The organism is Brevundimonas sp. D3-1P, from assembly GCF_055809335.1.
This window is the reverse complement of sequence record NZ_CM147908.1, coordinates 2,495,616-2,520,723: the sequence shown is the minus strand read 5'-3', so window position 1 is coordinate 2,520,723 and position 25,108 is coordinate 2,495,616. Positions and strand designations below refer to the sequence as shown.

Genomic DNA, 25,108 nt, shown 5'->3' with positions numbered 1-25,108 from the left:
CCCTATGCTGCTGCTGAGCGTTCTGATCATTCTTGGCCTAACCCTAGCTGACGATGGCGTCGTCGGCGCGGCCCTTAGAGAATGGCTCGTCGAGATGCCTGCGCGATTCCTGGCGGGCTTGTCACGCGGTCGAACATCAGGGTTGTGCCTCGTCGCTCTGGTGGGCGTCGCGGCCGTGATGCTGTTCGAGACGGAAGGCGTCCGGCTATTCTCGATGGCCGCCCCCGACATGGTGGCCTGGGTTCTGATGTTCGACGTGACCGTCATCTTCGACATCGTCGTTTTGGCGGTCAGTCTACGCGCGGTCGCCGGTTGGCGAGACCTGATCCGGCGCCGCGACCTGATGCAGGGCCTCGCTCGAAGACTGATCGGCCGGATTAAAGGCGTGCGGTCGCGGGGCCGACGCGTCAGTAAGCCTCGATCGCCGCGATCTCTGTCGAGTGATCCCGAACCAGATCCCGCCTACGCCTTCGTTTAACTACGTCGCGTAACGGGCCTTGAGCATGGCGTAGCAGGCTCTCAGCGCCTGGGCCTCGCCGCCTTCCGGATAGCCGGGGCGGGCGCGGGGGTTCCAGGCGAAGATGTCCATGTGCGCCCAGGCCCCCGTGGTCGGAGCAAACTTCTGCAGAAACAGGGCGGCCGTCACCGAGCCGGCCTGGGCCCAGCCGGCCGGGTCGTTCCGGAGATCCGCGATCTCGGCGTCCAGCGCGCCGCGATAGCCGGGCCACAGAGGCATCCGCCACAGGGGATCGCGCACCTGACCCGCCGCAGCAAGCAGCCCGGCGGCCAGACCTTCGTCGTCAGTATAAAGCGGCGGCAGCTCCGGTCCCAGGGCGATCCGCGCAGCGCCGGTCAGGGTCGCGAAGTCCAGCGTCAGGTCGGGTTGGTGCTCGCCCGCCCGTGTCAGTGCGTCAGCCAAGATCAGCCGGCCTTCGGCATCCGTATTGCCGATCTCGATGGTCAGTCCCTTGCGGCTGTTCAGGATGTCGCCGGGCCGGAAGGCGTCGGCCGACACGGCGTTCTCGACCGCCGCGACGATGACCACCAACCGCACGGGCAGGTCGGCCTGCATGACCAGACGTCCCAAGGCCAGCGCATGGGCCGAGCCGCCCATATCCTTCTTCATGTTGCGCATGCCGGCGGCGGGCTTCAGGTCCAGACCGCCGGTGTCGAACACCACCCCCTTGCCGACCAGGGCGACCAGCGGCAGGTCGGTCCGGTCCAGCTTCCAGCCGATCTCGATCAGGCGCGGCGCCCGGTGCGGGGCGGCGGCGCGCCCCACCGCGTGGACGGCCGGATAGTTGTCGTCCAGCAGGGCGTCGCCGGTGGTGACGGCGATCTCGGCGCCGGCGCTCTCTGCGATCTCGCGGGCGATGGTCTCGATCTGCAACGGCCCCATGTCGGCGGCGGGCGTATCGACCATTTCGCGCGCCAAGGCGCAGGCGGCGGCGATGCGCGAGATTTCTGCGACATCCACCCCGTCCGGCGCGATCAGCCGCACGGGCGTCCGGTCCGGCCGGGCCTTATAGCGGTCGAAGACATAGCCCCCCAGCAGGAAGGCCAGGGTCGCCAGTTCCGCGTCCTGCGCAGCGACCTCAAGCCGATACAGGCCACCCGGCAGTCGCGCCGACAGTCCCCGCGCCGCCATCGGATCGAAGGCCCGGCCAGTTCCTATAAAGACCTCGGCGATCCCGCCCTCAGCGTTGGGAACGATCAAAATTTGGCCAAGCTTGCGTTCAAACCGCTGCGATTCAGCCCATTGCTTGGCTACACCGTAAAACTCTTGCGAGAGAGTAGCGAAGTTGATTTGCACCGCATCGCGCTCGCCTTCCAAAACAAGCTCAATATGCGATCCCACAGAGCTTATCCGCCGCTAAACATCATGTTCAACTAAATCATACCCTCATCGCATCAAGCCAAGATCGACACCCAGCGCCAAGAAAGCGTGACTCCATCTGATATCACACCCCATCCACCCGTCATCCTCGCCCTTTGGAACCTGGATGTATCTGATATCGTCATGCACAATCAAACCCTTATAGAAATCACTCTGATGCGCGTTGGCCAAAGCGAAATTTTTAGCACCTAAATCAATCAACGCAGCCCTAATCTCATGCATTCGAACCGAGTCTAGCGAGTCTCCGTTATATTCTCTTCTGATGTAACATTTTGGATCCGAACTACGCGCCACTTCCAGAAATCGCTTAGCTAAGTAAGAAAATTTTTCGTTAACGCCGTCAATATCTTGGCGAACCAGTTCTTGGTTGGTTGTGGCCGCTTGGTTGCCCCCCTTGAACTCGTGGTGAAAAAAAATCCCGGTCTTGATTTCTCTAGCGCTGGGAAAACCTTCCCAAGATGCGATTTCGAAATCTTCAGGCCGTAAAATTTTGTGGCACCCGCGATTCAACGCCTCAATCAAGCCGTCAAATGGCGTGACCAAATTGTCAAAATAGCTGGTTTTAGGACGAAAAACCCTCCGCAACTGGCCAGCCACCATGCAGTTGCCCCCAAGCGATATAAAGCGCAATTTTCTATACCATGCAGTTCCGCCGACGTGGGTTTAGCTACTCTCCCCACCACACAATGGCAATGAAGACAGGCGCTCACCCCATCGTGAATCTTAGACACCATTTTATTAACCAAAAGGCACGACGGTGCGTCATCTGTCCACACGAGGAAGGTATTAGGTGCGGCGCTGCTTGTTCATAATACGCTACGCCAGTTTGGTGTTGCTTTCGGGACTGGGCATTCCGGAAGTCAGCGTAGCAGGCGGTCCAGCATCTTTTTCGGCGGCCCAGGCTCGGGCGCCGTCGTCCGCTGCGGTGCGGGCCACCTATGACCGGATGGACGCCCTGTCGCGCTCGGTCTTCTGGGCCTCGGAGCAGCAGGCGGATCCAACCGACGCCGTGGCGGGCGTGAAACTGGCCCAGGCTCTGCGTGAGCTGGGCCGATACGATCAGGCGGCCGAGGCCGCGCAGGCGACCCTGACGGTCCAGCCCAACAATCTGGACGCTCTGCTGGAGCTGGGCCGCGCCCACATCGCGCGCGGCCAGGCCTTCTACGGCGTCGCCCCTCTGGAGAAGGCGCGCGACCTGGCGCCGCGCGACTGGCGGCCCTATTCGCTGCTGGGCGTGGCCTATGAGCAGGTGCGGCGCTTCGACGACGCCCGCGCCGCCTGGAACCAGGCCCTGGTCCTGTCGCCCGACAACCCCGACGTCCTGGCCAACGCCGCCACCGCCGCCCTGACCCAGGGCGATGCGCCGGGCGCCGAGACCCTGCTGCGCCGCGCCGCCGCCCAGCCGACCGCCTCGGCCAAGGTGCGCCAGAATCTGGCCCTGGCCCTGGGCCTGCAGGGCAAGATGGCCGAGGCCGAACAGATCCTGCGCCGCGAACTGCCCCCCGAACAGGCCGAGCAGACCCTGCGCTGGCTGCGCTCACGCTCGGCGCCGGGCGCGACGGCGGCCGCCGCGCCGGCACAGCTCGCCGCCCCCGCATCGACGAGCGACACGGCCCGGACCTGGCGTTCCCTTCAAGGCGGCTGATCCGACCATTGCGACGCACGCCCGCGCGTGGTGGATGAGGCCATGGCTTCCCTCCCCCCGCCCCGCGCCTACGCCGCCTTCCTGTTCGACATGGACGGCACATTGATCACCTCGACCGCCGCCGCGGAACGGGTCTGGACCCGCTGGGCCGAGCGGCACGGTCTGGACGTCGCCGCCTTCGTCCCGACCGTCCACGGCGTGCGGGCCGTCGACACCATCCGCCGCCAGGCCCTGCCCGACATCGACCTGGACGCCGAGGTCGCCTGGGTCGAGCGGGGCGAGATCGAGGATGTGGCGGGCGTCGCCCCCATCCCCGGCGCCGTCGATTTCGTCAGACGCCTGCCGCCCGACCGCTGGGCCGTCGTCACCTCCGCCTCCCTCCCCCTGGCCCGCGCGCGCCTGAAGGCCGCCGGGGTCGAACCGCCCGCCGTCATGATCACCGCCGAGGCCGTCGAACGCGGCAAGCCCGACCCGGCCGGCTATCTGAAGGCCGCCCGGGCGCTGGGCTTCGACATCGCCGACTGCCTGGTGTTCGAGGACGCCGAGGCGGGGATCAGGGCCGGCGAGGCCGCCGGGGCGGACGTGGTGGTGGTGACGGCGGCCTGGACCCATCCGCAGGAAACGGATCACCCGAAGCTGGCGGATTATGCGGATGCTGGGCTTGAGGTCGGGGCGGACGGTTCGCTGACGCTGAAGGTCTGACACGTCATTCTCCCTCCCCGCTCCGGGAAGGGTCGTCGCGCAGCGACGGGGTGGGGGCGGCCGGCAGGGCCGCACCTGGCTGATACGAACAAATCTGTGGGATTTCGCCTTGCCGCCCCCACCCGACCTCGCTTCACTCGGCCACCCTGCCCGAGCGGGGAGGGAGAGGTTTCGCGACCGCGTCGGACATCCTATCTTCCCCGCCATGATCGACGATCTCTACAGCGCGCGCATCCTGACGCTGGCGGCGAACCTGCCGCATGCGGGGCGTCTGCCGGCGCCGGAGGGCACGGGCGAACGGGTCGCCAAACTGTGCGGCTCGCGCGCGACCGTCGACGTGGTCCTGGACGACCGGGGTCGGATCGCCGCCTTCGCCCAGGACGTGAAGGCCTGCGCCCTGGGCCAGGCCGCCGCCGGGGTGCTGGGCCAGCACGTCGTCGGCGCCTCCCTTTCCGAGATCGCCGACGCCCGCGACGCCATGATCGGCATGCTGAAATCGGGCGGCGAGGGCCCCAGCGGCCGGTTCGAAGACCTGCGCCTGCTGAAACAGGTCGCCGACTATCCCGCCCGCCACGCCTCGACCCTGGTCTCGCTGGAGGCGACGCTGGAGGCGGTCAATGCGGCCCTGACCGCACGAACTCGTCTCGCCGGCGCGGCCTGACGGGCACGACCGGTTGATCCCCCTGCTGCAACGGGGGATAAGCGCGGCGAACCTCTCAAGCCCCCGGCGAAGGGACATATGTCTCTCTACGAACGCGGCGTTCGCGCGGCCCATCGGGGCTACAAGCTGACGCTGTCCCCCCTGATCGGCCAGCAGTGCCGGTTCCTGCCGACCTGTTCGGATTACGGGCGGGACGCCCTGATCCAGCACGGACCGGTAAAGGGGGGATGGCTCACCGTGCGCAGGCTCTGTAAATGCCATCCCTTCGGGGGATCGGGATACGACCCGGTCCCGCCTATAAAGACTGACACATGATCGACCTGAAATTCCCCGATGGCGCCGTGCGCCAATATCCCGAAGGCTCCACGGCGCGCGACGTCGCGACCTCCATCTCGCCTTCGCTGGCCAAGAAGGCCGTGCTGGCCGAACTGAACGGCGAACAACGCGACATGGGCCGGGTGCTTGAGACGGGCGGCGACTTCCGCCTGATCATGCGCGACGACCCCGCCGCCCTCTATACGATCCGCCACGACACCGCCCACGTCCTGGCCGAGGCGGTCCAGACCCTGTTCCCCGGCACCCAGGTCACGATCGGCCCGGCGATCGAGGACGGCTTCTACTACGACTTCTACCGGGAAGAGCCCTTCTCGACCGACGACTTCGCCGCCATCGAAAAGGAGATGGGCCGGATCGTCGACCGCGACGCCAAGTTCGAACGCGAGGTCTGGGAACGCGACGAGGCGATCCAATTCTTCGAGGCGCGCGGCGAGACCTTCAAGGCCGAGCTGATCCGCGACCTGCCGGAGACCGAGACCATCACCCTGTACAAACAGGGCGACTGGATCGACCTGTGCCGGGGGCCGCATTTCCCCTCGACCCGCCATGTCGGCAAGGCGTTCAAACTGACCAAGCTGGCCGGCGCCTATTGGCGGGGCGACTCAAAGCGCGAGCAGCTTCAGCGCATCTATGGCACCGCCTGGGCGACCAAGGAGGACCTGGACGCCTATCTGCAGCGGCTGGAGGAGGCCGAGAAGCGCGACCACCGCAAGGTCGGCAAGGCCATGGAGCTCTTCCACATGCAGGAAGAGGGCCGCGGCATGGTCTTCTGGCACCCCAAGGGCTGGGTCCTGTGGCGGGTGCTTGAGGCCTATATGCGCCGCCGCCTGGACGCCGCCGGATACGTCGAGGTCAAGACGCCCCAGGTTCTGGACCGCAAATTCTGGGAGCAGAGCGGCCACTGGGACAAGTACCGTCCCAATATGTTCGTGTGCGAGACGGTCGAGGGCGAGACCTTGTCGCTGAAGCCGATGAACTGCCCCGGCCACGTCCAGATCTTCGACCAGGGCCAGCGGTCCTATCGCGAACTGCCGCTGCGCATGGCCGAATTCGGCACCTGCCACCGCTATGAGCCGTCCGGTTCGCTGCACGGCCTGATGCGGGTGCGCGGCTTCACCCAGGACGACGCCCACATCTTCTGCCGCGAGGACCAGATCGTCGAGGAGACGGCCGCCTTCATCAAACTGGCCCGCAGCGTCCACGCCGATCTCGGCATGGAGACCGCCTACATCAGCCTCGGCACCCGGCCCGAGAACCGCGCCGGCACGGACGAATTCTGGGACAAGGCCGAGGCCCTGATGGCCGAGGCCGCCCGCGCCGCCGGGACCGAGCCGGTCGTGACCGAGGGCGACGGCGCCTTCTACGCGCCCAAGCTGGACTTCATCGTCAAGGACGCCATCGGCCGCGAATGGACCTGCGGCACGATCCAGCTGGACTATGTCCTGCCCGAACGCCTGGACGCGACCTACATCGCCGAGGACGGTCAGAAGCACCGTCCGGTCATGCTGCACCGGGCCATTTTGGGCAGTTTCGAGCGGTTCATCGGCATCATGATCGAGAACTACGCCGGCGCCTTTCCCCTTTGGCTGGCCCCGACCCAGGCCGTGGTGGCGACCATCACCTCCGACGCCGACGACTACGCCCGCGACGTCATGGCCCGATTCAAGGCCGCCGGCCTGCGCACCGAGATCGACCTGCGCAACGAGAAGGTCGGCTACAAGGTCCGCGAACACTCGGTCGGCAAGGTCCCGGTCATCGCCGTCGTCGGCCGCAAGGAGGCCGAGGAAGGCATGGTCGCCATCCGCCGCCTGGGCTCCCAGGCCCAGACCCTGGTCACGGTCGAGGACGCCATCCGCATCCTGACCGACGAGGCGACGCCGCCGGACCTGAGGAGTTTGGCATGATTTCGCCGTTTTCATCCGTATGCGTGCTTGAATGCCCGCCAACGAGGTAACTGACGTCTATCGCAGTGAAAACATCGTCGCACGAGCCATAGCGTGCGACGATGTTTCGCGTTGGGTGATTACTTTCGATAACTACAGTATCGGCCACGGCTTCGAGCGAGAGGGATTTTCCGAAGGCTTCTTAAAAGAAAAGGGCCTTTCAGCCATTCACATCATGGGACGCCGGGAAGACTGGTACCAGTACCCTGATATGAAGGACGCCATCGACGCGATCAGAAAGCATCTGCCGCATCCAGAACGCATAATTACATATGGCTCCAGCATGGGGGGATACGCAGCGCTGCGCTTTGCCGACCTGCTGAGGGTGGATGCCGTTCTCGCGCTTTCTCCGCAGTACTCGATCAACCCGAAGAAAGTGCCATTCGAGACGCGTTGGCTTCAGGACGCAAATCGTATCGTATGGAGGCCCGAACTAGAGCCCCCTCTGCCAAAGACCGCGCACGTCGTAGTCGTCTATGATCCCACCACAATCGACGCCCAACATGTTGATCTGATCGCATCGGAGGTTCCCACCACCACCATCCCAGTACGATACTCTGGCCACCCATCGGGACCAGTCGTTGCGGACACACATCTTCTGGCACCGCTTTTATTGGACGTTCTCAATGGCGTGGAAGACCTATCTTATTACTCCAAAGCTGTGCGGACTGCTCGAAAACACAGTTCCACCTACCTTATTCACTTGGCGCGAGCGCTTCCCGCGCGGAAAAGCCATATAGCTCTCGCCCTCGCAGAACGCGCAGTGAGCCTACAGCCTCTCCACGTCGATTCTTTGCGCTACCTAGCTGACAACCTCGTCATTGCTGGCAGACATGAGGAAGCGATGACCTATTACAAGCGCGCAGTCGACGCCGCCCAAGGCAGTATCGCCGGTTTGATTCCTTTTGCAGATGGCCTGGCCCGAATGGGACGAAGCCAAGAAGCGCTAACGATAGTACGCGACGTCATCGTTAGGCCGGACGCCGCCGTGTTGGCGCATTTGCACGCCTGGCACGGCATGATTGCTTGGCAGGCTGGCCAGTTTCAGGAGGCGTCAAGGGCCGTGAATCGGGCGTTGGCGCTCCACCCCGATGAACCCAAATACCATCAGCTTGCCTCAGCTTACAAAATCGACACATCGATTGCCGCTCGATTTCGGCGGGCATTGGCGCGGATGCGCTTAAAATTTTCACCAAACGAAGGCTCAGCTTGATTGTCGCGGCCTAATGACGAGGGCACTCCCTGTTGCTGGAGGCCCGCAAACTAATCCGTTGAGCCTTTGGCGCCACATCTGACGTAACCCCCTGAAACTCCTCCAAGAATAGCTAGAGTCCGCCCCACGAAGGACGGACAGAATGAAGCGATCAAAGTTCACTGAAGATGACGTTCCCCCTTCCTGATCCTCCGTTTTGAGTGAGAGTCCGTTTCACCAAAGGAGACGGATGTGAAGAAGAGCAGGTTCAACGAGGCGCAGATCATCGGCGTGCTGCGCGAGCAGGAGGCCGGGAGCCCGGCCGAGCGTCGCCGGTTCGGCTATCGGCGCCTGGGCATCCTGTTGGAGCGGGAGGGCGTCAGCATGAACAAGAAGCGGCTGTTCCGGCTCTATCGGGAGGAAGGCCTGGCGGTGCGACGACGACGAGGCCGCAAGCGGGCTACCGGAACACGTGCGCCCATGGCCCTGCCGGACGGCCCAAACCAGCGCTGGTCGCTGGACTTCGTAGCCGACGGTCTATCGTGGGGGCGAGGCGGTGCGCCTGAACCCCGCGGCCGTTCGGCTGCGCAACTTGATCAGCTCCGCCGCACGGCCGCTCCCGCCGGCGCAGCAGATCGGCTATCAACCCCCTGGGCTCTCACAATGATCGAGGGAACAGAGGGGGGGCACGTCATTGCGTTCGCTTTGTTCAAGCGTCAGACGCCTTGGAACCCATAAGGCTGCAGGCTCGCATCGTCGCTTAACGAAGGCGCGACGTGTCGAGGGCGGGGTGGACCTGGCGGATGCAGATGCGGATTTGTTCGAGGATGTGATCCTCCGACCCGGCCCAGCCTTCGGTTTCCATGCGCAACATGCGGGCCGTCGAAAATTGCTGGGCCGCCTCGCTGAACCGCTGAGCCAGTTGCAGTGCATTGGCGTACTGTAGCCTGGCTTCGTAGGCGAGCGCGCCGCCCTCGGGGGTCACGTATTGCAGGTATTCGCTGTACAGGGCCACGGCGTCCTTCAGCCGGCCCTGTTCCTTCACCGCATGGGCGAGGACAAGCAGATAGTTTCGGCGGCCGGCATTCACCAGCTCTTGAAAACCCTTTTCGGCCGCCGCCCATCGTCCTTGCGCCAGGGCGGCCATCGCCGCATCGACCCGACCCTGCCAGGGGGCGTCAGCGGCTCTGGCCGCGCCGACGCGAAGCGTCTCGGCTATACCTCCATCATTGGGGGCCAACTGCGCAGCGCGTTCATAGTAGTGGAACGACTTCTCGGCATCGCCCTTCACCCAGAAGAAATGGCCGATCTGGACATTGAGGTCGGCGTCGTCAGGTCGCTGCTTGAGGGCTTCAAAATAGGCCGCTTCCGCAGCATCAAGCTCGCCGGCCTCCTTGAGCATGTGGCCCAGTTGCACACGAGGCCCGAAGCCGTCGCGAAGCTCTAGCGCGCGGCGATAAAGATCCGCTGCGTGACGCCAGTCGTGCTGCGATTTGGCGGTCTTAGCCTTCTGAAGGATTTGTTTGCGCTCTGCGCTTGAGCGGGCATCAGCGATGCGTCTGAATGCGACGTCGAGTTTCATTCGGCGACCCAAGTCAAGCTGACTTCTTGTGGCCTTACAATCCAGGGCTCGTCGTCCGGCTCGCCTTTTCGGATGGCGAAAATCAGGACTTCGCACACCAGATGTTCCGGCAGGGTGCGAAATTCGCTGCTGAACGTCGCCCGGCCCGCGAGAGTCATCGAAAAAAGCTTCTCAAGTCCTGCGTTGGCCGTCGCCTCTACACATATGACGGAGTCGCGATGTTGCCGCCAATCCACGTTGAGGCGCCAAAGGCCCGGCCGTAAGGGTTTCTTGGGTCCGGCGAGCACCAAGCCTTCGCTCACTTCCAGCCCATCGTCCTTGTAAAAGGCATTGAACGAAAGCGCGTCGCCCGTAACCATTAGCCCGCGATCACCAAGAGACAACATCAGAACCAAGCGATCACTACATTCCGCCGAGATGAGCGAAAACGGCGTGTCGCCGGTCATGCGAGCGACGGTGGGATTGCGTCCCTCCGCACGTGCGATATCGACGATCTCCTGAATGATTTCCGATCGGCTGACGCCGTTATTTAGGCGATCCTGGAATCGAAGACGTTCGTGCAGTTGCACGTCGCGGCCCATGAGCCGAAAGGCGGCGTATTCCAAAAATACGACGTCGTCAGACGGCGCATGGCTCGTCAAAATCTCTTCCACCACAATCTCGTCATCCGGGCGGACAATGGCGGTCGGTACAACAGGCGGGGGCGAACTGGGCGTGCCTTCGCTGCGCGCCTGCAAGGCCGCCCAGATCCGAGACTTGTTCACCCCCCGGAGAATGGCCTGAGTAAGGGCATTGGCGTCGCGCGGCGTGACCGTCGTTGCGCCGAGCGCTTTGATCGCAGCTCGGACAAAGGATTCAGCCGGGAGTTTCAACAGGGCTGCTGGCATCGCGGCGATATCGCGCGGCTTCGTCATTCAAGAAATCCTCATCAGATTGGCAGCGCGCTGACCAACCACTTCCCAGCTGTGGGTTTCGGCGTAGCGTCGCCGGGCGCGATCATGCAAAGTGCGTATCGCATCGTCCTGGGCGAGACCCAGTATGGCTTCGGCCAGAGTTTCCACATCCAAGTTTCGCACGAGATGGCTGAAAGGCAGCAGGTCTCGGAAAACGCCCGAGTTCGAAAGCAATGTGGGCCGGTCCAAAGCTATGGCCATCCTAGCGGCGCCCGAAGCGCCTTCGGGAGAGGGGCTATAAGGAAACACGAGCAGATCACAAGGCGCCAGGAGCTTCACCACCTTGTCATCCGGCAAGAAATCATAATTGGCCGTGACATGGTCTTCGAGCTTCAATGTCTTGATCAAGGCGTCTACCCGCGACCGCGCTACGCGGCTTTGACGCTCTACCCGCTGTGCATTCGCCAGAACCAGATGGATGCGAGGGTCCGACTTGCGAGCCAAGGCGATCGCACTGACAAGAAGTTCCAGATTCTTGTGTTCTGTCAGGAATCCGAACGTGCCGACAACGAAGTTGTCGGGGTTCGGTCGTTGGGACGCGCCCAGGATTCGGACGCCGTGTGGAAGGACTTCGCCCCGAAAACCCGCGCGGCCGAGTTCTTCCACGTCCTCAGCTGCGTGGGCGACGATGACGTCAAAGCCGTTCAACCAGTCCGCGTCAGACTGCAAGGTTTCGTGAACGTTGTGCAGCGTGATGATAAGTCGATCCCGGCCGCGGCGAAGCGCGGGTACGACCTTTCTCATGTCGTCTGCTGAAAAGTGCCCGGGATGGTGCTGGAACCAGATTACGGGCGCTAGGGCTTTATTGCCGACTTGATCGGCGAAGCGCTGCAGCGACACACCGTCATAACCCCACAGTCTCGTCACGCCATCTTCTCTTGAATTCGCTTCTGTCGGCTTGAGAGACCGCCGCGCCCAAATGTGGGCCAATCCGTCCTTGAGTGCAGAATCGCCATATAGTTGCTTTGAATACGTCGCGATCCCGCACTCCTCGTTCCAGGTCGAAACGACTTCAAATGAGGGGGCGGAAGAGCGCGATGTCTGCTGCGTCGATAGTGATGAAATGACGCGGCTAGCCACGGCGTCCCATGTCAGCGACTCGGACGCCAATCGCCGTGCATTGGCAGACAGACGCCGCGTCAGTTCGGGTTCATCCACCGCCTGTTGAAGCGCCTTCGCGAAACTTTCAACATCAGGATCTTCCCAAAGACCGTAAGTAGAAGCGACGTGTGATTTGGATTTTGCCGGTCGGCTTTCGACAAGCAAAGCTGTTCTCTCGGTGCAGAAATCGGCCTGTCCTCCTGAGCGCGCAGCGACCACAGGGATGCCTAGGTGCATCGCTTCTGCCAAAGGAAGCCCGAATCCTTCTCCCCTACTGACCAAAACTACGGCTGTGGCGCTCTGATAAAGACGGGCGATTCCGGCACCGTCGAGCGTTGAATCATCTATTATAATCCGCGGCGGGACGGAGAACCGTGACTGCGTGTCCTCCACAACGCGGCGCACGAAATTGTGAGGATTTGGGCTGGTCTTGATATAGAGTTCTACGTCGTTTCGATCATTGAAGGCCCGACAGAAAGCTTCAACTAATTCGTCCGGCGCTTTCCGAGGAAGGAACGTTGAAATATGGAGTAGTCGTTTACCGGTTTTCTCAGGCGCTTGATTGTGGCGCGCCTGAGATAAAATTTGATCTGCGCCGTTTCCTACAATGGGGCACGGGATGGTGACACCCGAACGTCTAAGTGCGTCGGACACATATCTGGCGGTCGTCATTACGAAGTCGAGGTCGCGATTAAAACGCATGGCCATGAGAGGAGGAATCTCGCTTTCCTCCCAAGCCCAGCACACCAACCCGTTCCTCTTGCCTGCCATGCCATGTGTCACGGGTGGCCAGGCATTGCGTAGATGCACGTCCACCGGATCGGCGTGGGCGACCGCTATGCCCGCCAAACCGGCGCGTTGGAGTTCTTCGTCACCTTCGCTGCGGTCAGTAGGTAAAATTCTGAGATTCAGACCGCGCTGCAGCAAGGCTTTTGCCAGATGCCGGTTAACGATCGAGAGGCTGGCGAAGCCGCAAAACTGCCCTTCGATGAGCACACGCCCGATTGTAGAAGGATCGCCTGAATGCGTCATTCTGAGTTCTTGCCTATCCATTAATTCGCCGTTCGGCCTGTCTCGGGTGGGATCACCGAATTCCTGCTCAGTCTGAACCTGACGACTACATTTCGGCTCGCGATTCAAGAGGCGGTGTGGATCGGCGTGGAAAAGGGACCCCGTTAGCGGTGTGATCGGCGTCGAATAAGGGCCCCTCATTCCTGAGGTCTAACGGTGGCGGCTTGGCGGATGTCAGGCGGCGAGTTCGGGATGTTGGTGTTGGAGACGGTGTTGAGGATCCGGCGCGAGTTTGCGTCCGGCAAGGCGATCAAAGCGATCGCGCGTGACCTTCGATTGTCGCGCAAGGTGGTTCGCAAGGCGATCCGGGAGCCGGATGCGGAGTTCGCCTATCGGCGGGCGGTGCAGCCGTTGCCAAGGCTGGGGCCGTTCCAGGCCAGGCTCGATGAACTGCTGGAAGAGGACGAGGCGCGGCCGCGGCGCGAGAAGCTGCGGATGACGCGGGTCCATGACCTGCTGGTGCGCGAGGGGTTCGACGGGTCGTATGACGCGGTCCGGCGCTACGCGGCGGGGTGGCGGCTGAAGCGACGCCGGGGCGTGGCGGATGCACCGTCGTTCATCCCGCTGATGTTCAGGCCGGGCGAAGCCTACCAGTTCGACTGGAGCCACGAGGACGTGGAGATCGCGGGCAAGCCGATGCGGGTGAAGGTGGCGCACATGCGACTGTGCGCGTCACGCGCGATCTATGTTCGGGCCTACCCGCGCGAGACCCAGGAGATGCTGTTCGACGCGCATGCGCGGGCGTTCGCCTTCTTCGGCGGGGTGCCGACGCGCGGGATCTACGACAACATGAAGACGGCGGTGACGACTGTGTTCACGGGCAAGGACCGGCTGTTCAACCGGCGCTTCCTGGTCATGGCGAGCCACTACATGGTGGAGCCGACGGCTTGCTCGCCGGCGGCGGGCTGGGAGAAGGGCCAGGTCGAGCACCAGGTCCAGACGGCGCGGGGACGGTTCTTCCAGCCGCGCCTGCGCTTCACCAGCCTGGAGGAGTTGAACGGCTGGCTGGAGGCCGAATGCCGTCGCTGGGGCGAGCTGCGCCAGCATCCCGAGCAGAAGGAGCTGACGGTCGCCCAGGCCCTGGCCGCCGAGCGCCCGGCGCTGCAGCCCATGCTGGGCCCGTTCGACGGCTTCCACGAGAGCGAGCACGCGGTGACCGGGACCTGCCTGATCAGCTTCGACCGCAACCGCTACTCGGTGATGGCTAGAGCGGGACGCCGTACGGTGCAGGTCCGCGCCTATGCCGACCGGATCGTCGTGCGTTGCGAGGGTGAGGTCGTCGCCGACCATCGCCGGTTCTTCGGTCGAGACCGCACCCTGTATGACCCATGGCATTACCTGCCGGTGCTGGCGACCAAGCCCGGCGCCCTGCGCAATGGCGCGCCGTTCCAGGACTGGGAGCTACCGCCCGCCCTGGCGCGCCTGAGGCGCAAGCTGGGTGCGGGTGACGAAGCCGATCGCCGGTTCGTGCGGGTTCTGGCGGCTGTGCTGGAAGACGGCCTGGAGCCGGTCGAGGCCGCCGCGCGCGAGGCGCTCGCTGCCGGGACCGTGAGCGACGACGTCATCCTCAACATCCTGGCGCGCCGACGCGAACCGCCCCGGCCGCTGAGCATCGTCACGTCGGATGACCTTGCCCTGCGGCATCCGCCTCAGGCGGACTGCGACCGCTACGACAGTCTGCGAGGCCTGCATGCAGCGGCATGAGATGATGGCGGCCCTGACCGGCCTGGGCCTCAAGGGCATGGCCGGCGCCTTCGACGAGGCGGTCACCACCGGCCTGCAGCGCAAGCGCACGACCATGGAGATCCTCGCCGACCTGCTCCGCGCCGAGACGACCCACCGGCATGCGGCTTCCATCCGGTACCGGATGGCGGCAGCCAAGCTGCCGGCCGTGAAGGACCTGGACGCCTTCGTGTTCGACGACACGCCGATCAACGAGGGGCTGGTGCGCTCGCTGCACAGCGGCGCCTTCCTGGCGAACCGGCGCAACATCGTGCTGGTCGGCGGGACAGGCACGGGCAAGACCCACCTGGCCACCGCCATCATCACCAACGTCGTGCGCGCCGGGGCGCGTGGCCGCTACTTCAACACCGTCGACCTGGTGAACCGCCTCGAGGAGGAGACCCGCCTGGGCAAGGCCGGTGCGCTGGCTGCTCACCTCTGCCGCCTCGACGTCGTGGTCCTCGACGAGCTCGGCTACCTGCCGTTCGCACGCTCCGGCGGCCAGTTGCTGTTCCACCTGATCAGCAAGCTCTACGAACGGACCTCGGTGATCGTCACGACCAACCTCGCCTTCGGCGAATGGCCGACCGTGTTCGGCGATCCCAAGATGACGACGGCCCTGCTCGACCGCATCACCCACCACTGCGACATCGTCGAGACCGGCAACGACAGCTGGCGCTTCAAGCACCGCAGCTGACCCCACCAAAAGAACGCCAAGCGAGGGTTGAGCCTCCGGTCGGGCTACGCCCTCCCTACGCCCCAACCCTCGCAAGCGGTGCGCTCGTGACGTCCATCACGAACCCCAAAAGGGGGTCCCTATTGCACGCCGATAGGGGGTCCCTTTTAGACGCCGATTGACAAGGCGGCCTTAAGCTCGATAAAGGTAGCCTGATACGGTCAAAATGACTGACGGGCCCCCTCCCTCCACGCCGTTCCTGTTCGCGCGATCCAGAACACCCCGTCCAGCACCAGTCGATGATCCCTCGGGCAACGCCCCCGCCTCGGCCCCCTCTCCACCACGAACGGCTCAAAGAACGCCCATTCCTCATCGTCATCAATCCACGACCGTCGTGGATACCTTCACGCGGTACTCGCCGGTGATCGATCCGCGGTTCACCTATCGGTCGGAGAACGTCGTTGAGGCGCTGGATCAAGCCTGCGCCAGGCTGGGCTATTCGAAGGCGATCCGGGTCGACCAGGGCACAGAGTTCGTCTCCCGGAATCTCCACCTATGGGCCTACGCCCACGGCGTCACTCTGGACTTCAGCCGGCCCGGCAAACTGACAGACAACGCCTTCATCGAGGGGTTCAACGGACGCTTCCGGGCCGAATGCCTGAACGCCCACTGGTTTCCTGACGCTTGCGGATGCGGCCGAAAAGTTGGAGGGCTTGGCGCAGAGACTACATGGGGCCATAGGCAGCAAGCCGCCGATAGCGTTGATGAATCCCGGTGACGCAGCCAGCCCGTCACCCTGACTCGGGCCGGGAAACTCCAGCTCCGAGTGCTCCAGAGAATGGGGGCGGATCACAAACGCCAGGACTCAGGTCGCCGCTGGATGAAAACTCAGGGGCACGTCAGGTTGATAGCGGATCTGCTGCCGGCAGGGCCATGGGCGCAAGGATTCCGGTGGCGCGCTTTCGGCCCCGCCGCCGTCGCATCGCCAGGCCTTCCCCGATAGAGCCGGAACAGCCGCTTCTTGTTCATGCTGTTGCCCTCCCGTTCCAGCAGGATACCCAGGCACCGATAGCCGAGCCGGCGGCGCTCAGCCCCCAGACTGCGCAGGCGCTCGCGCACCTCCGCGTCGCCTCGTTCAGGCTCGCGGCGCGCCGTCTCCGGATCGATCTGGGTCAGCCCGCGGGCGCGCTTCTGCAAGAAGCCGCGCTCCGCTATCAAACGAAACCGGCGGTCTCTGCCTTATCGTCGCGAGCTCAAGCCTGCAGTCAACGTCAGCATGGCCTTGTTTGATTGGATGAAAACGATGGCCCTTCAGGAGCTTTTGTTAAGCGAATTTGAGCCATCTGTCGCTGAGTGTGTAAAATCCCTCGCCAAGTAAGTTCGTCATAGCTACTGGGTGACAGTTGCCCAAAAGCGCCGCTGCGCGATTGATGGCTCCCTCGGCCATCGTTGCGACTATTTTGGTGATCTGTTAAAGAATAGAGAAAGATTGTGAAAATATTATCTAATGCATTTCACACAAGCTACCAGTACAATCTTGCCTCGGCTTTTCCTGAGCACGAATGGACATTCTTGGGGCCCTGGTCTCAAAATAGGCCGGAGTGCGATAACGTAGTTACGGACCGCGCGGAAGATTTGTCTGACTATGATTTCTTTCTTGCTCACTCTCCGGCTGAATATATATCTTTGTCAGGGCGGTTGGATGCGCGTGGGATTGATCGCTCAAGACTGATTTATATATCTCATTGGGGTTATCAGCCGCACCAGTGGGTCCATGTTTACAATGGAGTAAACTTTGATTATTTTATAAATGATGTTTCTCATTCCCCGATTGTTTGTGTATCACATTACATGGTGCCTCAGTTTGGATTTTATTCTGAACATAGCGTATCTGTAATACCGCATTTTATTCCTTCAGATTTGTTTGGCGAAAGCGTTTGGCGCGATGAGGGCGAAGACTTCATCAACGTCGTAAATTCTTTCTATCAACCAGAGCGCGGAGTTGGAGCAGCGTTTTGGGATTCTTTACCTGTGACAAAACGCTTGTATGGGGCGGGCAATAAGCCGACAGATGGAGGGGGGCTTCCTACTGTAGATGATTTTAAGTTGGCGGTTGGTCGGTCGAGAGCGTATCTTTGGACTGCTGACGCCGTTGCAACTTCTTTTGCGCCTTTAGAGGCGATGGCCCTTGGGTGCCCACTGGTTGCGCCAGATAACCTTGATTGGAGTAAGGAGTTCGAGCACGGAAGAGAGGTGCTGCTATATAAAGCGGGCGACATCGATTCGTGCCTTGAGCAAATAAACTTGCTAAATAGCAGCTCTCTTTTGAGAAGCTATCTATCTGCGGCTGGGAGGGAAGCTGTAATATCGCGATTTACAAAAGAGCTTTTCCGGCAGAGGTGGAAACAAGTATTTGATGGAGTGCTTGCTGCGGATCTAATCCGTCCCCGGAAAATTAATTGCAGTATGCGTAGAGGCTCTGGGGTCATGATTCGTAATGACGGAAAATTCGACCTGGCAACTGAGATTCGTCTTAAAGCTGGATCTGTCTGTGTTATTCATCCGCAATCAGATGAATCTGAGATCAGGCTTTCTTTAAGAAATAGCTTGAATTCCGTAAATCTTTTGGAGGGCTTTGCAAGCCTTGCTGCCTGCGGAAAGTTGTCACGCCATGCTGTTACAATGGCTGACGATTTTGGGGGCACCACTCAAGCTGTCCTTAAATCTGGTCGCCCTGTTTGTGTCTCGAATGACAAGTTTTTCTTGGAATTTGAGAAGAAAACCGATGAATTTAATAGGAGTCTTTACCCGATATATCGTGATTCGAGAGTTGTTTTTACCGAAAGGGCAACGTCGCAAGGTCCAGGGAATGGTGCCTCTTTGCCGCTTTTCTGCGATGAGCAATTTGCTGCTGGTGAATTTTCTCTATTTGTAAGGTATGATGGCCTAGAGCCTGCTCTTATTAGGAATGTTTTTGAGCAAGGTGTATTTCCGTCTGAAATCGTTGCGAACTGCATGCCTGATGCATCATGGGCTATCGGGTGTCATGTCGAGATGCTCGTGGAAGCATTATTCCATAACGAGTATTCTGTTCAGTTTCTTTCTATTCCAGATCTTGAGGACGTCAGCGCACTAATCGCTCCTGGCGATACAATTCCAAAGTTGCATCGATACATTCTCAGGGCGGTTCGTGGGTAGCTGAAACATTCAGACGTGGGGTGTGTTGCCGTTAAACCGGTGATTTCCTAGCGTGACTCCCCGCCCATCCCCCGCTATCTCGCGCCAGTGATGAACGAAACCGAGCGCCAATCCGAGGAACGCAGCTGGGAGACGGCGAAGACGCTCGCCGAGGCCCTGCCGTATATCCAGGTCTATGATCGCGAGACCGTGGTCATCAAATACGGCGGCCACGCCATGGGCGAAAGCGCCGTGGCGCGGCAATTCGCGGCCGATGTGGTGCTGCTGAAGCTGATGGGGGTGAACCCAGTCGTGGTGCACGGCGGCGGGCCGCAGATCAGCGCCATGCTGGACAAGGCGGGGGTCAAGTCCAGCTTCGTCGACGGCCTGCGCGTGACCGATCCGGCGACGATGGAGGTCGCCGAGATGGTGCTGTCCGGCGCCGTCAACAAGGAGATCGCTCACTGGATCACCATGGCCGGCAAGGAGGCCGACGTGCGCGGCGTCGGTCTGTCGGGCAAGGACGCCGGCCTGCTGACGGTCGAGAAGACGCGCCGGACCAAGCGCGATCCCGACAGCATGATCGAGCACGAGGTCGACCTGGGCTTCGTCGGCGAACCGACCCGGGTGGACCCCAAGCTGATCAGGGGGCTGATCGCGTCCGAGACCGAGGACTGGGTGCCGGTGATCGCGCCGATCGGCGTGGCCGAGGACGGCCAGACCTACAACGTCAACGCCGACACGGTGGCGGGCGCCATCGCCGGCTCGCTGGACGCCAAGCGGATGCTGCTGCTGACCGACGTGCCGGGAGTCAGGGGCGCGGACGGCGAGATCATCCGCCAGATGACGCTGGAGGAGGCGCAAGGCTTGATCGACGCCGGCGTCGCCTCGGGCGGCATGATCCCCAAGCTGGAGACGGCCATGGCCGCGGTGCGCGCCGGGGTGGAGGCGGTGGTCATCCTGGACGGCCGGCGGCCGCACGCCATGCTGGTCGAACTGTTCACCGAATTCGGGGCCGGCACCCTGGTGAAGGCGTCTTGAGGAATTTGTCGCACGTCACGGCCTGGGTGTTCGATATGGACGACACCCTTTATCCGCCCGAACAGGGACTGATGCGGCTGGTCCAGGCGCGGATCAACGCCTATGTCGTCGAGGCCGTGGGGCTGGAGCCGGAGGAGGCGGCCGTGCTGCAACGCCAGTTCCTGGACGCGCACGGCACCACCCTGGCCGGGCTGATGGCCAACTACACCATCGACCCGCAAGACTTTTTGAAGGTCGTTCACGACGTGCCGATGGACGGGATCGAGCCGAACCCGCGTCTGGCCGAACAGTTGATGCGCCTGCCGGGGCGTCGTTTCGTCTTCACCAATGGCGCGCGCGACTATGCGCGCCGGGTGCTGGATCGGGTGGGGATCGCCGACTGTTTCGACGGGGTTTTCGCCATCGAGGACGGGGATCTGACGCCCAAGCCCGCGCCGTCGACCTTTCGACGCATGGTCGAACGATTCGACTTCGAACCGCGCAGCGCCGCCTTCTTCGAGGATACGCCCAAGAACCTGGAGCCTGCCAAGGCGCTGGGAATGGCCACCATCCTGATCGGCGACGGGCATGGCAAGGCGCTGGGCGATCACATCGACCATGTGGCCCCGGACCTTCTCGACTTCCTCTCCGACCTGACCTTCAAGGACGCCGCATGACCGACCTGTCGCATCTCGAATCCGTCATCGAGGCCGCCTGGGACAACCGCGCCGAGGTCTCGCCGGCCGCCAAGGGCGAGGTCCGCGACGCCGTGGAGAGCGCCTTGGCCTTGCTGGATTCCGGCCAGGCGCGCGTCGCCTCGCGCGGGACGGACGGGGTCTGGACCACGCATCAGTGGCTGAAGAAGGCGGTGCTGCTGTCCTTTCGCCTGAACGACAACCAGATCCTGCGCGCCGGGCCGGCGGCCGCCATGCCGCTGTCGGTCGACCATCCCGCCGCGCTGGGCCCCTTCTGGGACAAGGTGCCGAACAAGTTCGGCGATTGGGCCGCCGCCGACTATCAGGCGGCCGGTTTCCGCGCCGTGCCGGGGGCCATCGTGCGCCAAGGCGCCTTCATCGGCCGGAACGTGGTGCTGATGCCGTCGTTTGTGAACATCGGCGCCTATGTGGACGAAGGCTCGATGGTCGACGCCTGGGCCACGGTCGGCTCCTGCGCCCAGATCGGCAGGAACGTCCACCTGTCGGGCGGCGCAGGGATCGGCGGCGTGCTGGAGCCGCTGCAGGCCAATCCGACCATCATCGAGGATGGATGTTTCATCGGCGCCCGCGCCGAGGTGGCCGAGGGCGTGATCGTGCGCGAGGGCGCGGTCCTGGCCATGGGCGTCTATCTGTCGGCCTCGACCAAGATCGTCGACCGGGCGACCGGCGAGGTGTTCCGGGGCGAGGTGCCGGCCTATTCGGTCGTGGTGCCGGGTTCGCTGCCGGATCCCAACGGCGGTCCGTCGCTGTATTGCGCCGTCATCGTCAAGCGCGTGGACGCCCAGACGCGCGCCAAGACCGGCGTCAACGAGCTGCTGCGGGACTGATCAGGCGGCGTCGGGCAGGGCGAGATGGGCCGCCCATTCCGGCGCATCAACCACGATCGCGATGGTGAAGACCGAGCCGCGCCCGACCTCGGGCCGGACGGTGATCTGACCGCCCATCAGCACCGCGAGGCGGTAACAGATGCTGAGGCTGACGTGCCCCCCGTTTCTCATCCAGTGACGTGCCCCCTCTGTTCCCTCGATCATTGTGAGAGCCCAGGGGGTTGATAGCCGATCTGCTGCGCCGGCGGGAGCGGCCGTGCGGCGGAGCTGATCAAGTTGCGCAGCCGAACGGCCGCGGGGTTCAGGCGCACCGCCTCCGGGGTCAGTCCCCGTGCGCCGAGTGCGGCCTGACGTGGTTGTAGTCGATGCGCCAGCGCTCGATGACGGCGCGGGCTTCGGCCAGGGTGGCGAAGACCTCCTCGTTCAGGCACTCGTCGCGGAGCCGGCCGTTGAAGCTCTCGACGAAGCCGTTCTGCTGCGGCTTGCCCGGCGCGATGTAAGGCCAGCCGACGCCGGTACGGTTGGTCCATTCGAGGATCGCACGACTGGTCATCTCCGTCCCGTTGTCGCTCACGATCATGGCCGGACGTCCCCGCCGTGCGATCAGCCGATCCAGCTCCCGCGCCATGCGCTGGCCCCCGATCGAGGTGTCGACCACCAGAGCCAGGGCCTCACGCGTGCTGCGCGAGCAGGAGGCCGGGAGCCCGACAGCGGAGGTCTGTCGGCGGCACGGGATCAGCGAGCAGACCTTCTATCGGTGGAAGGCGAAGTACGGCGGCATGACGGTGTCGGACGCCACGAAGCTGAAGGCGCTGGAGGACGAGAACCGGCGGCTCCGCCAGCAGCTTCTTGACGCTTCCGCATCCTGTGCATCGTCGATGACTTTACGCCGATGATCTGCGCCTCGTTGAACCTGCTCTTCTTCACATCCGTCTCCTTTAGTGAAACGGACTCTCACTCAAAACGGAGGATCAGGAAGGGGGAACGTCACAGGCGAAACCGCAAAATCCAGCCCGTCATCGACGGCCACATCTACGCCCTGCGAAACCGCATCGAGCGTTGTTTCTTAAAGCTCAAACACAGCCGACGACTGGCCACACGATATGACAAGACCGCCGACAGCTTCCTCGGCTTCATCCTCACCGCATCAATCCGATTGTGGACCAGGCACTTCGTCCACACCGCCTAGGCCGGATTTGATACTTCAGTAATTTCAACCCCGCCGAAACTTACGTACCCGTCGAACACACCTTCCAACTGAACCAGCCGCACTTCACTGGGGGCGGCCTCAGTCCATCGGTGCTCCATGATGATCTCGAAGTACCCAGGCCTGGATGGGGAAAATTCCTGAGCCTCATAAACCTCTACGCCGCCCCAATCGACGCGAAAACGAGAACGGCTCGCCCCCTCGTCAAATCCAAACTTGATCTTGGCCTGCCAGGTCGCCGGCCGCATGACGATATAAGGTCCAGAGATCAGGAAACGCGGTTTTCCTGTGATGTCGAAGGGCAGGCCCGACATCGCTAGGTCGACAGATCGCACATCGTAATTAAAGAGTTCTGGCGACCACGTCGCAGAAGCCTCACCCATAAGCAGGCCGAGCGCTTCCGCCGCAGCCTTTGATCGCGCACTGACGGATTTTGGCTGATCTGGACAAGCGACTTCAAGCCCCGGAGCGATCTCTATCAGCCGGCCTTCTTCAGTTGGCAGTACAAGCCGTCGCACCTCGTCGAGTCGACCAGCGTCCCAGAGGCAGCGGGAAATAGATTCGATGTTGTAAAAACCATGATCTTCGTCATCGAGATCTGGCAAACCCAGCAGTATCACGATTTCAGAAACATCTGCCCCCCTGTCCAAAGCCGCCTCGACAGAAGTGCAGATGGAGAGAACGCTGTCATGCCGATCTTCTATCGAATCTGCTTTCAAAGCATCGGACAGGCGCCATCCTTTTAAAGTGGCCTGGCTTGCGATTGCATTTCGCCATGCCGTCCAAGACCTGCACGGCGGCAGCACAACGCAATGATTAGGCAACGCCATGAAAATTACGCAGCCCTCAACCACGTGTATACTTCAACGGCTTCTTGCACATCGTCAAAAAGCTTAGCCTTTCCGCTCTCTATGATCAGCGCCTGATCGCAATAACTCGCAACCATGTCGGTGTTGTGCGATGCCATTACAAACGCCCTATGCGCTCTATTCTGGAACAACTCTTCCTGACACTTGCGCTGAAAGCGTGCGTCACCCACCGCAACCAATTCGTCAATCAGATAGCAATCGAACTCGACCGCGAGGGACAGCCCAAAAGCCAGCCGGGCCCGCATACCAGATGAATACTGCTTCACAGGCCGCCGCATAGCGTTCCCTAGTTCAGCAAAATCATCCACCCTCGCCATCAGGTCTTTGAAGTCCCTGTCGTAGAGTCGCGCCAAAAATCTCACATTATCGATGCCCGTCAGTGAGCCTTGGAAGCCACCTGCGAAGCCAATGGGCCAAGACGAAGTCATCCTCCAGGTAATCCTGCCTTCCGTAGGCCGGTCGATCCCGCCGAGCATGCGTATGAAGGATGACTTGCCCTGCCCGTTGCGACCAAGAAGAGCCAGCCGTCCATCCCGACGCAAGGAGAGGTTTAGATCGGAAAACAAGGGTTTGTGCGCGCCCGGATGTGTACGACTCAACCCCTGGACCAGCAACCCTATTTCGCCAGGTGTCAAATCGGTCATCCGAGCTGACGGTGCTCCCGCACCCCCGCCCATATAAGCCAACCCAGACCGTAAATCAGCATTGTAGAGAAGAACACCGTAAGAACCGCAACGAATCGACGCGGCTCTGTCGGCTTGTCAGGGTAGCTAGGGCTGACGATGCGCTCTAGGTAAAGTTTCTGGCGTCTAGCCTCCTGTTCGGCCGTGACGACGCCTGCGGTGGCTTCCGCCAGTTCTTTGTTGGCGAGTTCGCGCCGCAGCGACAGGTCCTCGTAGCCGCTGATCTTGCTGGCGAGAGAGTTTGACGCCCCTGCGATCTTGGCGCGTTCGGTGGCGACCTGACTTTCGTAAGCCGCGATACGGGAATCCAGCATAGGAAGTTGAGGGCTTCGGGGGGCGTCGGCGACGAGTTGCGCACGCTCCGCCTTCAAGGTCGCGATCGCCGCAAGAAGGTTGCCCACGAGAGCAGAGCCCTCCGTCGCGGTGCGAGCAGGATCTATAAATTGTTCCCGGTTACGAAACGCCGCCAGTTGAGACTGGATTTCCGATAGCCGCGTCCGCGCCTCTTCCTGGCTTCGCTTGGCGTCACGAACCGCGTCTTCAGTCGCGCGTGCATTCATTCGGTTGACAAGCCGCTCCCCGCCATCAAGCATGGCGACATTGAGCGACTGCGCGATCTTTGGATCAAAACTCTCGACACGCAGGGTGCTGATCCCTGTCGTTGCGTCATATCCGGTGACGACAAATCGCTTGAAAGCCTTTCTCATGCCCTCGTCAGAGTCACCCTCCCAAAACCGGGGCCACCCCGTGAGGGGATCACCGCCTCGGGGCGCGAGAATCTTCTGAAGATCAAAGCGCTGGCGCAACTCCTGAATTCCATCCGAAGACAGCACGTACTCGTGTACAGCAAAGGCGTCAGAAGCCGAGGCCGACAGTCCCACGCCTTGCAAGACGAAACCCAGGGACGTCGCCTGCGATTGATTGGCCTGCCGGACGACAAACCGCGCTTCAGACACATAAAGCGGTGACGCAATCAACAGGTAGTAGATAGCAACGAGCAGCGTCGGAACCACCACAACGCCCAAAAAGCCCGTCGGCAGGCGACGCCACCAGCGCGTCTCCTTGGGGGATGACGTGATGAGCTGGGGGATCGGACCCACATAATTGATCTTCGTTTTGCTCATTGGT

23 protein-coding genes and 6 pseudogenes are annotated in these 25,108 nt (G+C 62.1%); 17 read left to right on the top strand and 12 right to left on the bottom strand.

The window, feature by feature from the left end; genetic code table 11:
* Window positions 1-4: 4 nt before the first annotated feature.
* The gene (locus AC0L6G_RS12715) at window positions 5-478 is read left to right on the top strand and encodes a hypothetical protein (RefSeq protein WP_473252396.1); all 474 of its coding nucleotides are present in this window, start codon (window positions 5-7) and stop codon (window positions 476-478) included.
* Here the strand turns inward: AC0L6G_RS12715 and AC0L6G_RS12710 are convergent, their stop codons facing one another.
* Both AC0L6G_RS12710 and AC0L6G_RS12705 read right to left on the bottom strand, forming a co-directional pair.
* The gene (locus AC0L6G_RS12710) at window positions 479-1,813 is read right to left on the bottom strand and encodes a leucyl aminopeptidase family protein (protein WP_473253252.1); all 1,335 of its coding nucleotides are present in this window, start codon (window positions 1,811-1,813) and stop codon (window positions 479-481) included. It lies immediately after the preceding gene.
* Window positions 1,814-1,903: 90 nt separating this feature from the next.
* Window positions 1,904-2,527 carry a DUF1796 family putative cysteine peptidase gene (locus tag AC0L6G_RS12705; protein WP_473252394.1) on the bottom strand — a complete coding sequence of 208 codons (624 nt, stop codon included), beginning with the start codon at window positions 2,525-2,527 and terminating at the stop codon, window positions 1,904-1,906.
* Window positions 2,528-2,699: 172 nt separating this feature from the next.
* Here AC0L6G_RS12705 and AC0L6G_RS12700 point away from each other — a divergent pair, with 172 nt between their 5' ends.
* From AC0L6G_RS12700 to AC0L6G_RS12670, 7 genes and pseudogenes are all read left to right on the top strand, one after another.
* A complete protein-coding gene (locus AC0L6G_RS12700) occupies window positions 2,700-3,542 on the top strand; it encodes a tetratricopeptide repeat protein (protein WP_473252393.1) in 843 nt (280 codons plus the stop codon).
* A 42-nt stretch (window positions 3,543-3,584) separates the two neighbouring features.
* Entirely contained in the window at window positions 3,585-4,244 is a 660-nt protein-coding gene (locus AC0L6G_RS12695) for an HAD-IA family hydrolase (RefSeq protein ID WP_473252392.1), read from the top strand.
* Window positions 4,245-4,449: 205 nt separating this feature from the next.
* Window positions 4,450-4,905, top strand: a complete 456-nt coding sequence (locus AC0L6G_RS12690) for an iron-sulfur cluster assembly scaffold protein (protein ID WP_473252391.1) — start codon at window positions 4,450-4,452, stop codon at window positions 4,903-4,905.
* Between the two features lie 78 nt (window positions 4,906-4,983).
* A complete protein-coding gene (gene yidD, locus AC0L6G_RS12685) occupies window positions 4,984-5,220 on the top strand; it encodes a membrane protein insertion efficiency factor YidD (RefSeq protein ID WP_292045032.1) in 237 nt (78 codons plus the stop codon).
* Window positions 5,217-7,145, top strand: a complete 1,929-nt coding sequence (gene thrS / locus AC0L6G_RS12680; RefSeq protein ID WP_473252390.1) for a threonine--tRNA ligase — start codon at window positions 5,217-5,219, stop codon at window positions 7,143-7,145. Before yidD ends, thrS begins: the two co-directional genes overlap by 4 nt.
* A 31-nt stretch (window positions 7,146-7,176) precedes the next feature.
* A complete protein-coding gene (locus tag AC0L6G_RS12675; protein ID WP_291537583.1) occupies window positions 7,177-8,397 on the top strand; it encodes a tetratricopeptide repeat protein in 1,221 nt (406 codons plus the stop codon).
* A 297-nt stretch (window positions 8,398-8,694) separates the two neighbouring features.
* A pseudogene (locus tag AC0L6G_RS12670) lies at window positions 8,695-8,928 on the top strand (IS3 family transposase); the annotation flags it as partial.
* Between the two features lie 208 nt (window positions 8,929-9,136).
* Here AC0L6G_RS12670 and AC0L6G_RS12665 read toward each other — a convergent pair.
* Genes AC0L6G_RS12665 through AC0L6G_RS12655 form a run of 3 tightly spaced genes read right to left on the bottom strand, consistent with a single transcriptional unit; the run spans window position 9,137 to window position 13,044 of the window.
* Window positions 9,137-9,958: a hypothetical protein gene (locus AC0L6G_RS12665; RefSeq protein WP_291540170.1), complete on the bottom strand. Its 822-nt coding sequence runs from the start codon at window positions 9,956-9,958 to the stop codon at window positions 9,137-9,139.
* Complete coding sequence (locus tag AC0L6G_RS12660; RefSeq protein WP_291540172.1) at window positions 9,955-10,872, bottom strand: hypothetical protein; 918 nt, start codon at window positions 10,870-10,872, stop codon at window positions 9,955-9,957. Before AC0L6G_RS12660 ends, AC0L6G_RS12665 begins: the two co-directional genes overlap by 4 nt.
* Window positions 10,873-13,044, bottom strand: coding sequence for a glycosyltransferase family 4 protein (locus tag AC0L6G_RS12655; protein WP_473252389.1), 2,172 nt, complete (start codon window positions 13,042-13,044; stop codon window positions 10,873-10,875).
* 231 nt (window positions 13,045-13,275) lie between these two features.
* Here AC0L6G_RS12655 and istA point away from each other — a divergent pair, with 231 nt between their 5' ends.
* Both istA and istB read left to right on the top strand, forming a co-directional pair.
* Window positions 13,276-14,787 (top strand): IS21 family transposase, encoded by a 1,512-nt coding sequence (gene istA / locus AC0L6G_RS12650; RefSeq protein WP_374036561.1) that lies wholly within the window; start codon window positions 13,276-13,278, stop codon window positions 14,785-14,787.
* Complete coding sequence (gene istB, locus AC0L6G_RS12645; RefSeq protein ID WP_128115569.1) at window positions 14,774-15,502, top strand: IS21-like element helper ATPase IstB; 729 nt, start codon at window positions 14,774-14,776, stop codon at window positions 15,500-15,502. Before istA ends, istB begins: the two co-directional genes overlap by 14 nt.
* Before the next feature lie 221 nt (window positions 15,503-15,723).
* Here istB and AC0L6G_RS12640 read toward each other — a convergent pair.
* Window positions 15,724-15,864, bottom strand: a pseudogene (locus AC0L6G_RS12640) (transposase); the annotation flags it as partial.
* A 5-nt stretch (window positions 15,865-15,869) separates the two neighbouring features.
* Between AC0L6G_RS12640 and AC0L6G_RS12635 the strand changes: the two are divergent.
* Window positions 15,870-16,281 (top strand): annotated as a pseudogene (locus tag AC0L6G_RS12635) (DDE-type integrase/transposase/recombinase); the annotation flags it as partial.
* 88 nt (window positions 16,282-16,369) lie between these two features.
* Here AC0L6G_RS12635 and AC0L6G_RS12630 read toward each other — a convergent pair.
* Entirely contained in the window at window positions 16,370-16,678 is a 309-nt protein-coding gene (locus AC0L6G_RS12630; RefSeq protein WP_473252388.1) for a hypothetical protein, read from the bottom strand.
* Between the two features lie 438 nt (window positions 16,679-17,116).
* Between AC0L6G_RS12630 and AC0L6G_RS12625 the strand changes: the two genes are divergently transcribed.
* The 4 genes from AC0L6G_RS12625 to dapD all read left to right on the top strand — a co-directional run bounded on the left by AC0L6G_RS12625 (window position 17,117) and on the right by dapD (window position 21,221).
* A complete protein-coding gene (locus AC0L6G_RS12625; protein WP_473252387.1) occupies window positions 17,117-18,679 on the top strand; it encodes a glycosyltransferase in 1,563 nt (520 codons plus the stop codon).
* Window positions 18,680-18,769: 90 nt separating this feature from the next.
* Window positions 18,770-19,699, top strand: a complete 930-nt coding sequence (gene argB, locus AC0L6G_RS12620) for an acetylglutamate kinase (RefSeq protein WP_473252386.1) — start codon at window positions 18,770-18,772, stop codon at window positions 19,697-19,699.
* Entirely contained in the window at window positions 19,696-20,355 is a 660-nt protein-coding gene (locus AC0L6G_RS12615) for a pyrimidine 5'-nucleotidase (RefSeq protein ID WP_473252385.1), read from the top strand. The genes argB and AC0L6G_RS12615 overlap by 4 nt, the downstream gene beginning before the upstream one ends.
* The gene (dapD, locus tag AC0L6G_RS12610) at window positions 20,352-21,221 is read left to right on the top strand and encodes a 2,3,4,5-tetrahydropyridine-2,6-dicarboxylate N-succinyltransferase (protein WP_291540179.1); all 870 of its coding nucleotides are present in this window, start codon (window positions 20,352-20,354) and stop codon (window positions 21,219-21,221) included. The genes AC0L6G_RS12615 and dapD overlap by 4 nt, the downstream gene beginning before the upstream one ends.
* On the opposite strand, the gene AC0L6G_RS12605 is transcribed toward dapD, so the two are convergent.
* Entirely contained in the window at window positions 21,222-21,392 is a 171-nt protein-coding gene (locus AC0L6G_RS12605; protein WP_473252384.1) for a hypothetical protein, read from the bottom strand. It lies immediately after the preceding gene.
* 29 nt (window positions 21,393-21,421) lie between these two features.
* Window positions 21,422-21,900, bottom strand: a pseudogene (locus tag AC0L6G_RS12600) (integrase core domain-containing protein); the annotation flags it as partial.
* Between AC0L6G_RS12600 and AC0L6G_RS12595 the strand changes: the two are divergent.
* Both AC0L6G_RS12595 and AC0L6G_RS12590 read left to right on the top strand, forming a co-directional pair.
* Window positions 21,848-22,078: pseudogene (locus tag AC0L6G_RS12595) on the top strand (transposase); the annotation flags it as partial. The pseudogenes AC0L6G_RS12600 and AC0L6G_RS12595 overlap by 53 nt on opposite strands.
* Window positions 22,079-22,212: 134 nt before the next feature.
* Window positions 22,213-22,410: pseudogene (locus AC0L6G_RS12590) on the top strand (transposase); the annotation flags it as partial.
* Here the strand turns inward: AC0L6G_RS12590 and AC0L6G_RS12585 are convergent.
* The 3 genes from AC0L6G_RS12585 to AC0L6G_RS12575 are packed head-to-tail and all read right to left on the bottom strand — an operon-like array spanning window position 22,407 to window position 25,104.
* On the bottom strand, window positions 22,407-23,282 hold the full coding sequence (locus AC0L6G_RS12585) for a hypothetical protein (RefSeq protein ID WP_473252383.1): 876 nt from the start codon (window positions 23,280-23,282) through the stop codon (window positions 22,407-22,409). The pseudogene AC0L6G_RS12590 and the gene AC0L6G_RS12585 overlap by 4 nt on opposite strands.
* Complete coding sequence (locus AC0L6G_RS12580; RefSeq protein WP_291537567.1) at window positions 23,264-23,941, bottom strand: ABC transporter ATP-binding protein; 678 nt, start codon at window positions 23,939-23,941, stop codon at window positions 23,264-23,266. The genes AC0L6G_RS12585 and AC0L6G_RS12580 overlap by 19 nt, the downstream gene beginning before the upstream one ends.
* A complete protein-coding gene (locus AC0L6G_RS12575; protein WP_291537565.1) occupies window positions 23,938-25,104 on the bottom strand; it encodes a KpsE/RkpR family capsule polysaccharide export protein in 1,167 nt (388 codons plus the stop codon). The genes AC0L6G_RS12580 and AC0L6G_RS12575 overlap by 4 nt, the downstream gene beginning before the upstream one ends.
* Between the last annotated feature and the right edge of the window lie 4 nt (window positions 25,105-25,108).

Coding starts and splice junctions, on each gene's coding strand:
- AC0L6G_RS12715 (WP_473252396.1), top strand. CDS start 5: ATGCTGCTGCTGAGCGTTCTGATCATTCTTGGCCTAACCCTAGCTGAC.
- AC0L6G_RS12695 (WP_473252392.1), top strand. CDS start 3,585: ATGGCTTCCCTCCCCCCGCCCCGCGCCTACGCCGCCTTCCTGTTCGAC.
- AC0L6G_RS12690 (WP_473252391.1), top strand. CDS start 4,450: ATGATCGACGATCTCTACAGCGCGCGCATCCTGACGCTGGCGGCGAAC.
- yidD (WP_292045032.1), top strand. CDS start 4,984: ATGTCTCTCTACGAACGCGGCGTTCGCGCGGCCCATCGGGGCTACAAG.
- thrS (WP_473252390.1), top strand. CDS start 5,217: ATGATCGACCTGAAATTCCCCGATGGCGCCGTGCGCCAATATCCCGAA.
- AC0L6G_RS12675 (WP_291537583.1), top strand. CDS start 7,177: ATGCCCGCCAACGAGGTAACTGACGTCTATCGCAGTGAAAACATCGTC.
- AC0L6G_RS12665 (WP_291540170.1), bottom strand. CDS start 9,958: ATGAAACTCGACGTCGCATTCAGACGCATCGCTGATGCCCGCTCAAGC.
- AC0L6G_RS12660 (WP_291540172.1), bottom strand. CDS start 10,872: ATGACGAAGCCGCGCGATATCGCCGCGATGCCAGCAGCCCTGTTGAAA.
- AC0L6G_RS12655 (WP_473252389.1), bottom strand. CDS start 13,044: ATGACGCATTCAGGCGATCCTTCTACAATCGGGCGTGTGCTCATCGAA.
- istA (WP_374036561.1), top strand. CDS start 13,276: ATGTTGGTGTTGGAGACGGTGTTGAGGATCCGGCGCGAGTTTGCGTCC.
- istB (WP_128115569.1), top strand. CDS start 14,774: ATGCAGCGGCATGAGATGATGGCGGCCCTGACCGGCCTGGGCCTCAAG.
- argB (WP_473252386.1), top strand. CDS start 18,770: ATGAACGAAACCGAGCGCCAATCCGAGGAACGCAGCTGGGAGACGGCG.
- dapD (WP_291540179.1), top strand. CDS start 20,352: ATGACCGACCTGTCGCATCTCGAATCCGTCATCGAGGCCGCCTGGGAC.
- AC0L6G_RS12605 (WP_473252384.1), bottom strand. CDS start 21,392: ATGAGAAACGGGGGGCACGTCAGCCTCAGCATCTGTTACCGCCTCGCG.
- AC0L6G_RS12580 (WP_291537567.1), bottom strand. CDS start 23,941: ATGACCGATTTGACACCTGGCGAAATAGGGTTGCTGGTCCAGGGGTTG.
- AC0L6G_RS12575 (WP_291537565.1), bottom strand. CDS start 25,104: ATGAGCAAAACGAAGATCAATTATGTGGGTCCGATCCCCCAGCTCATC.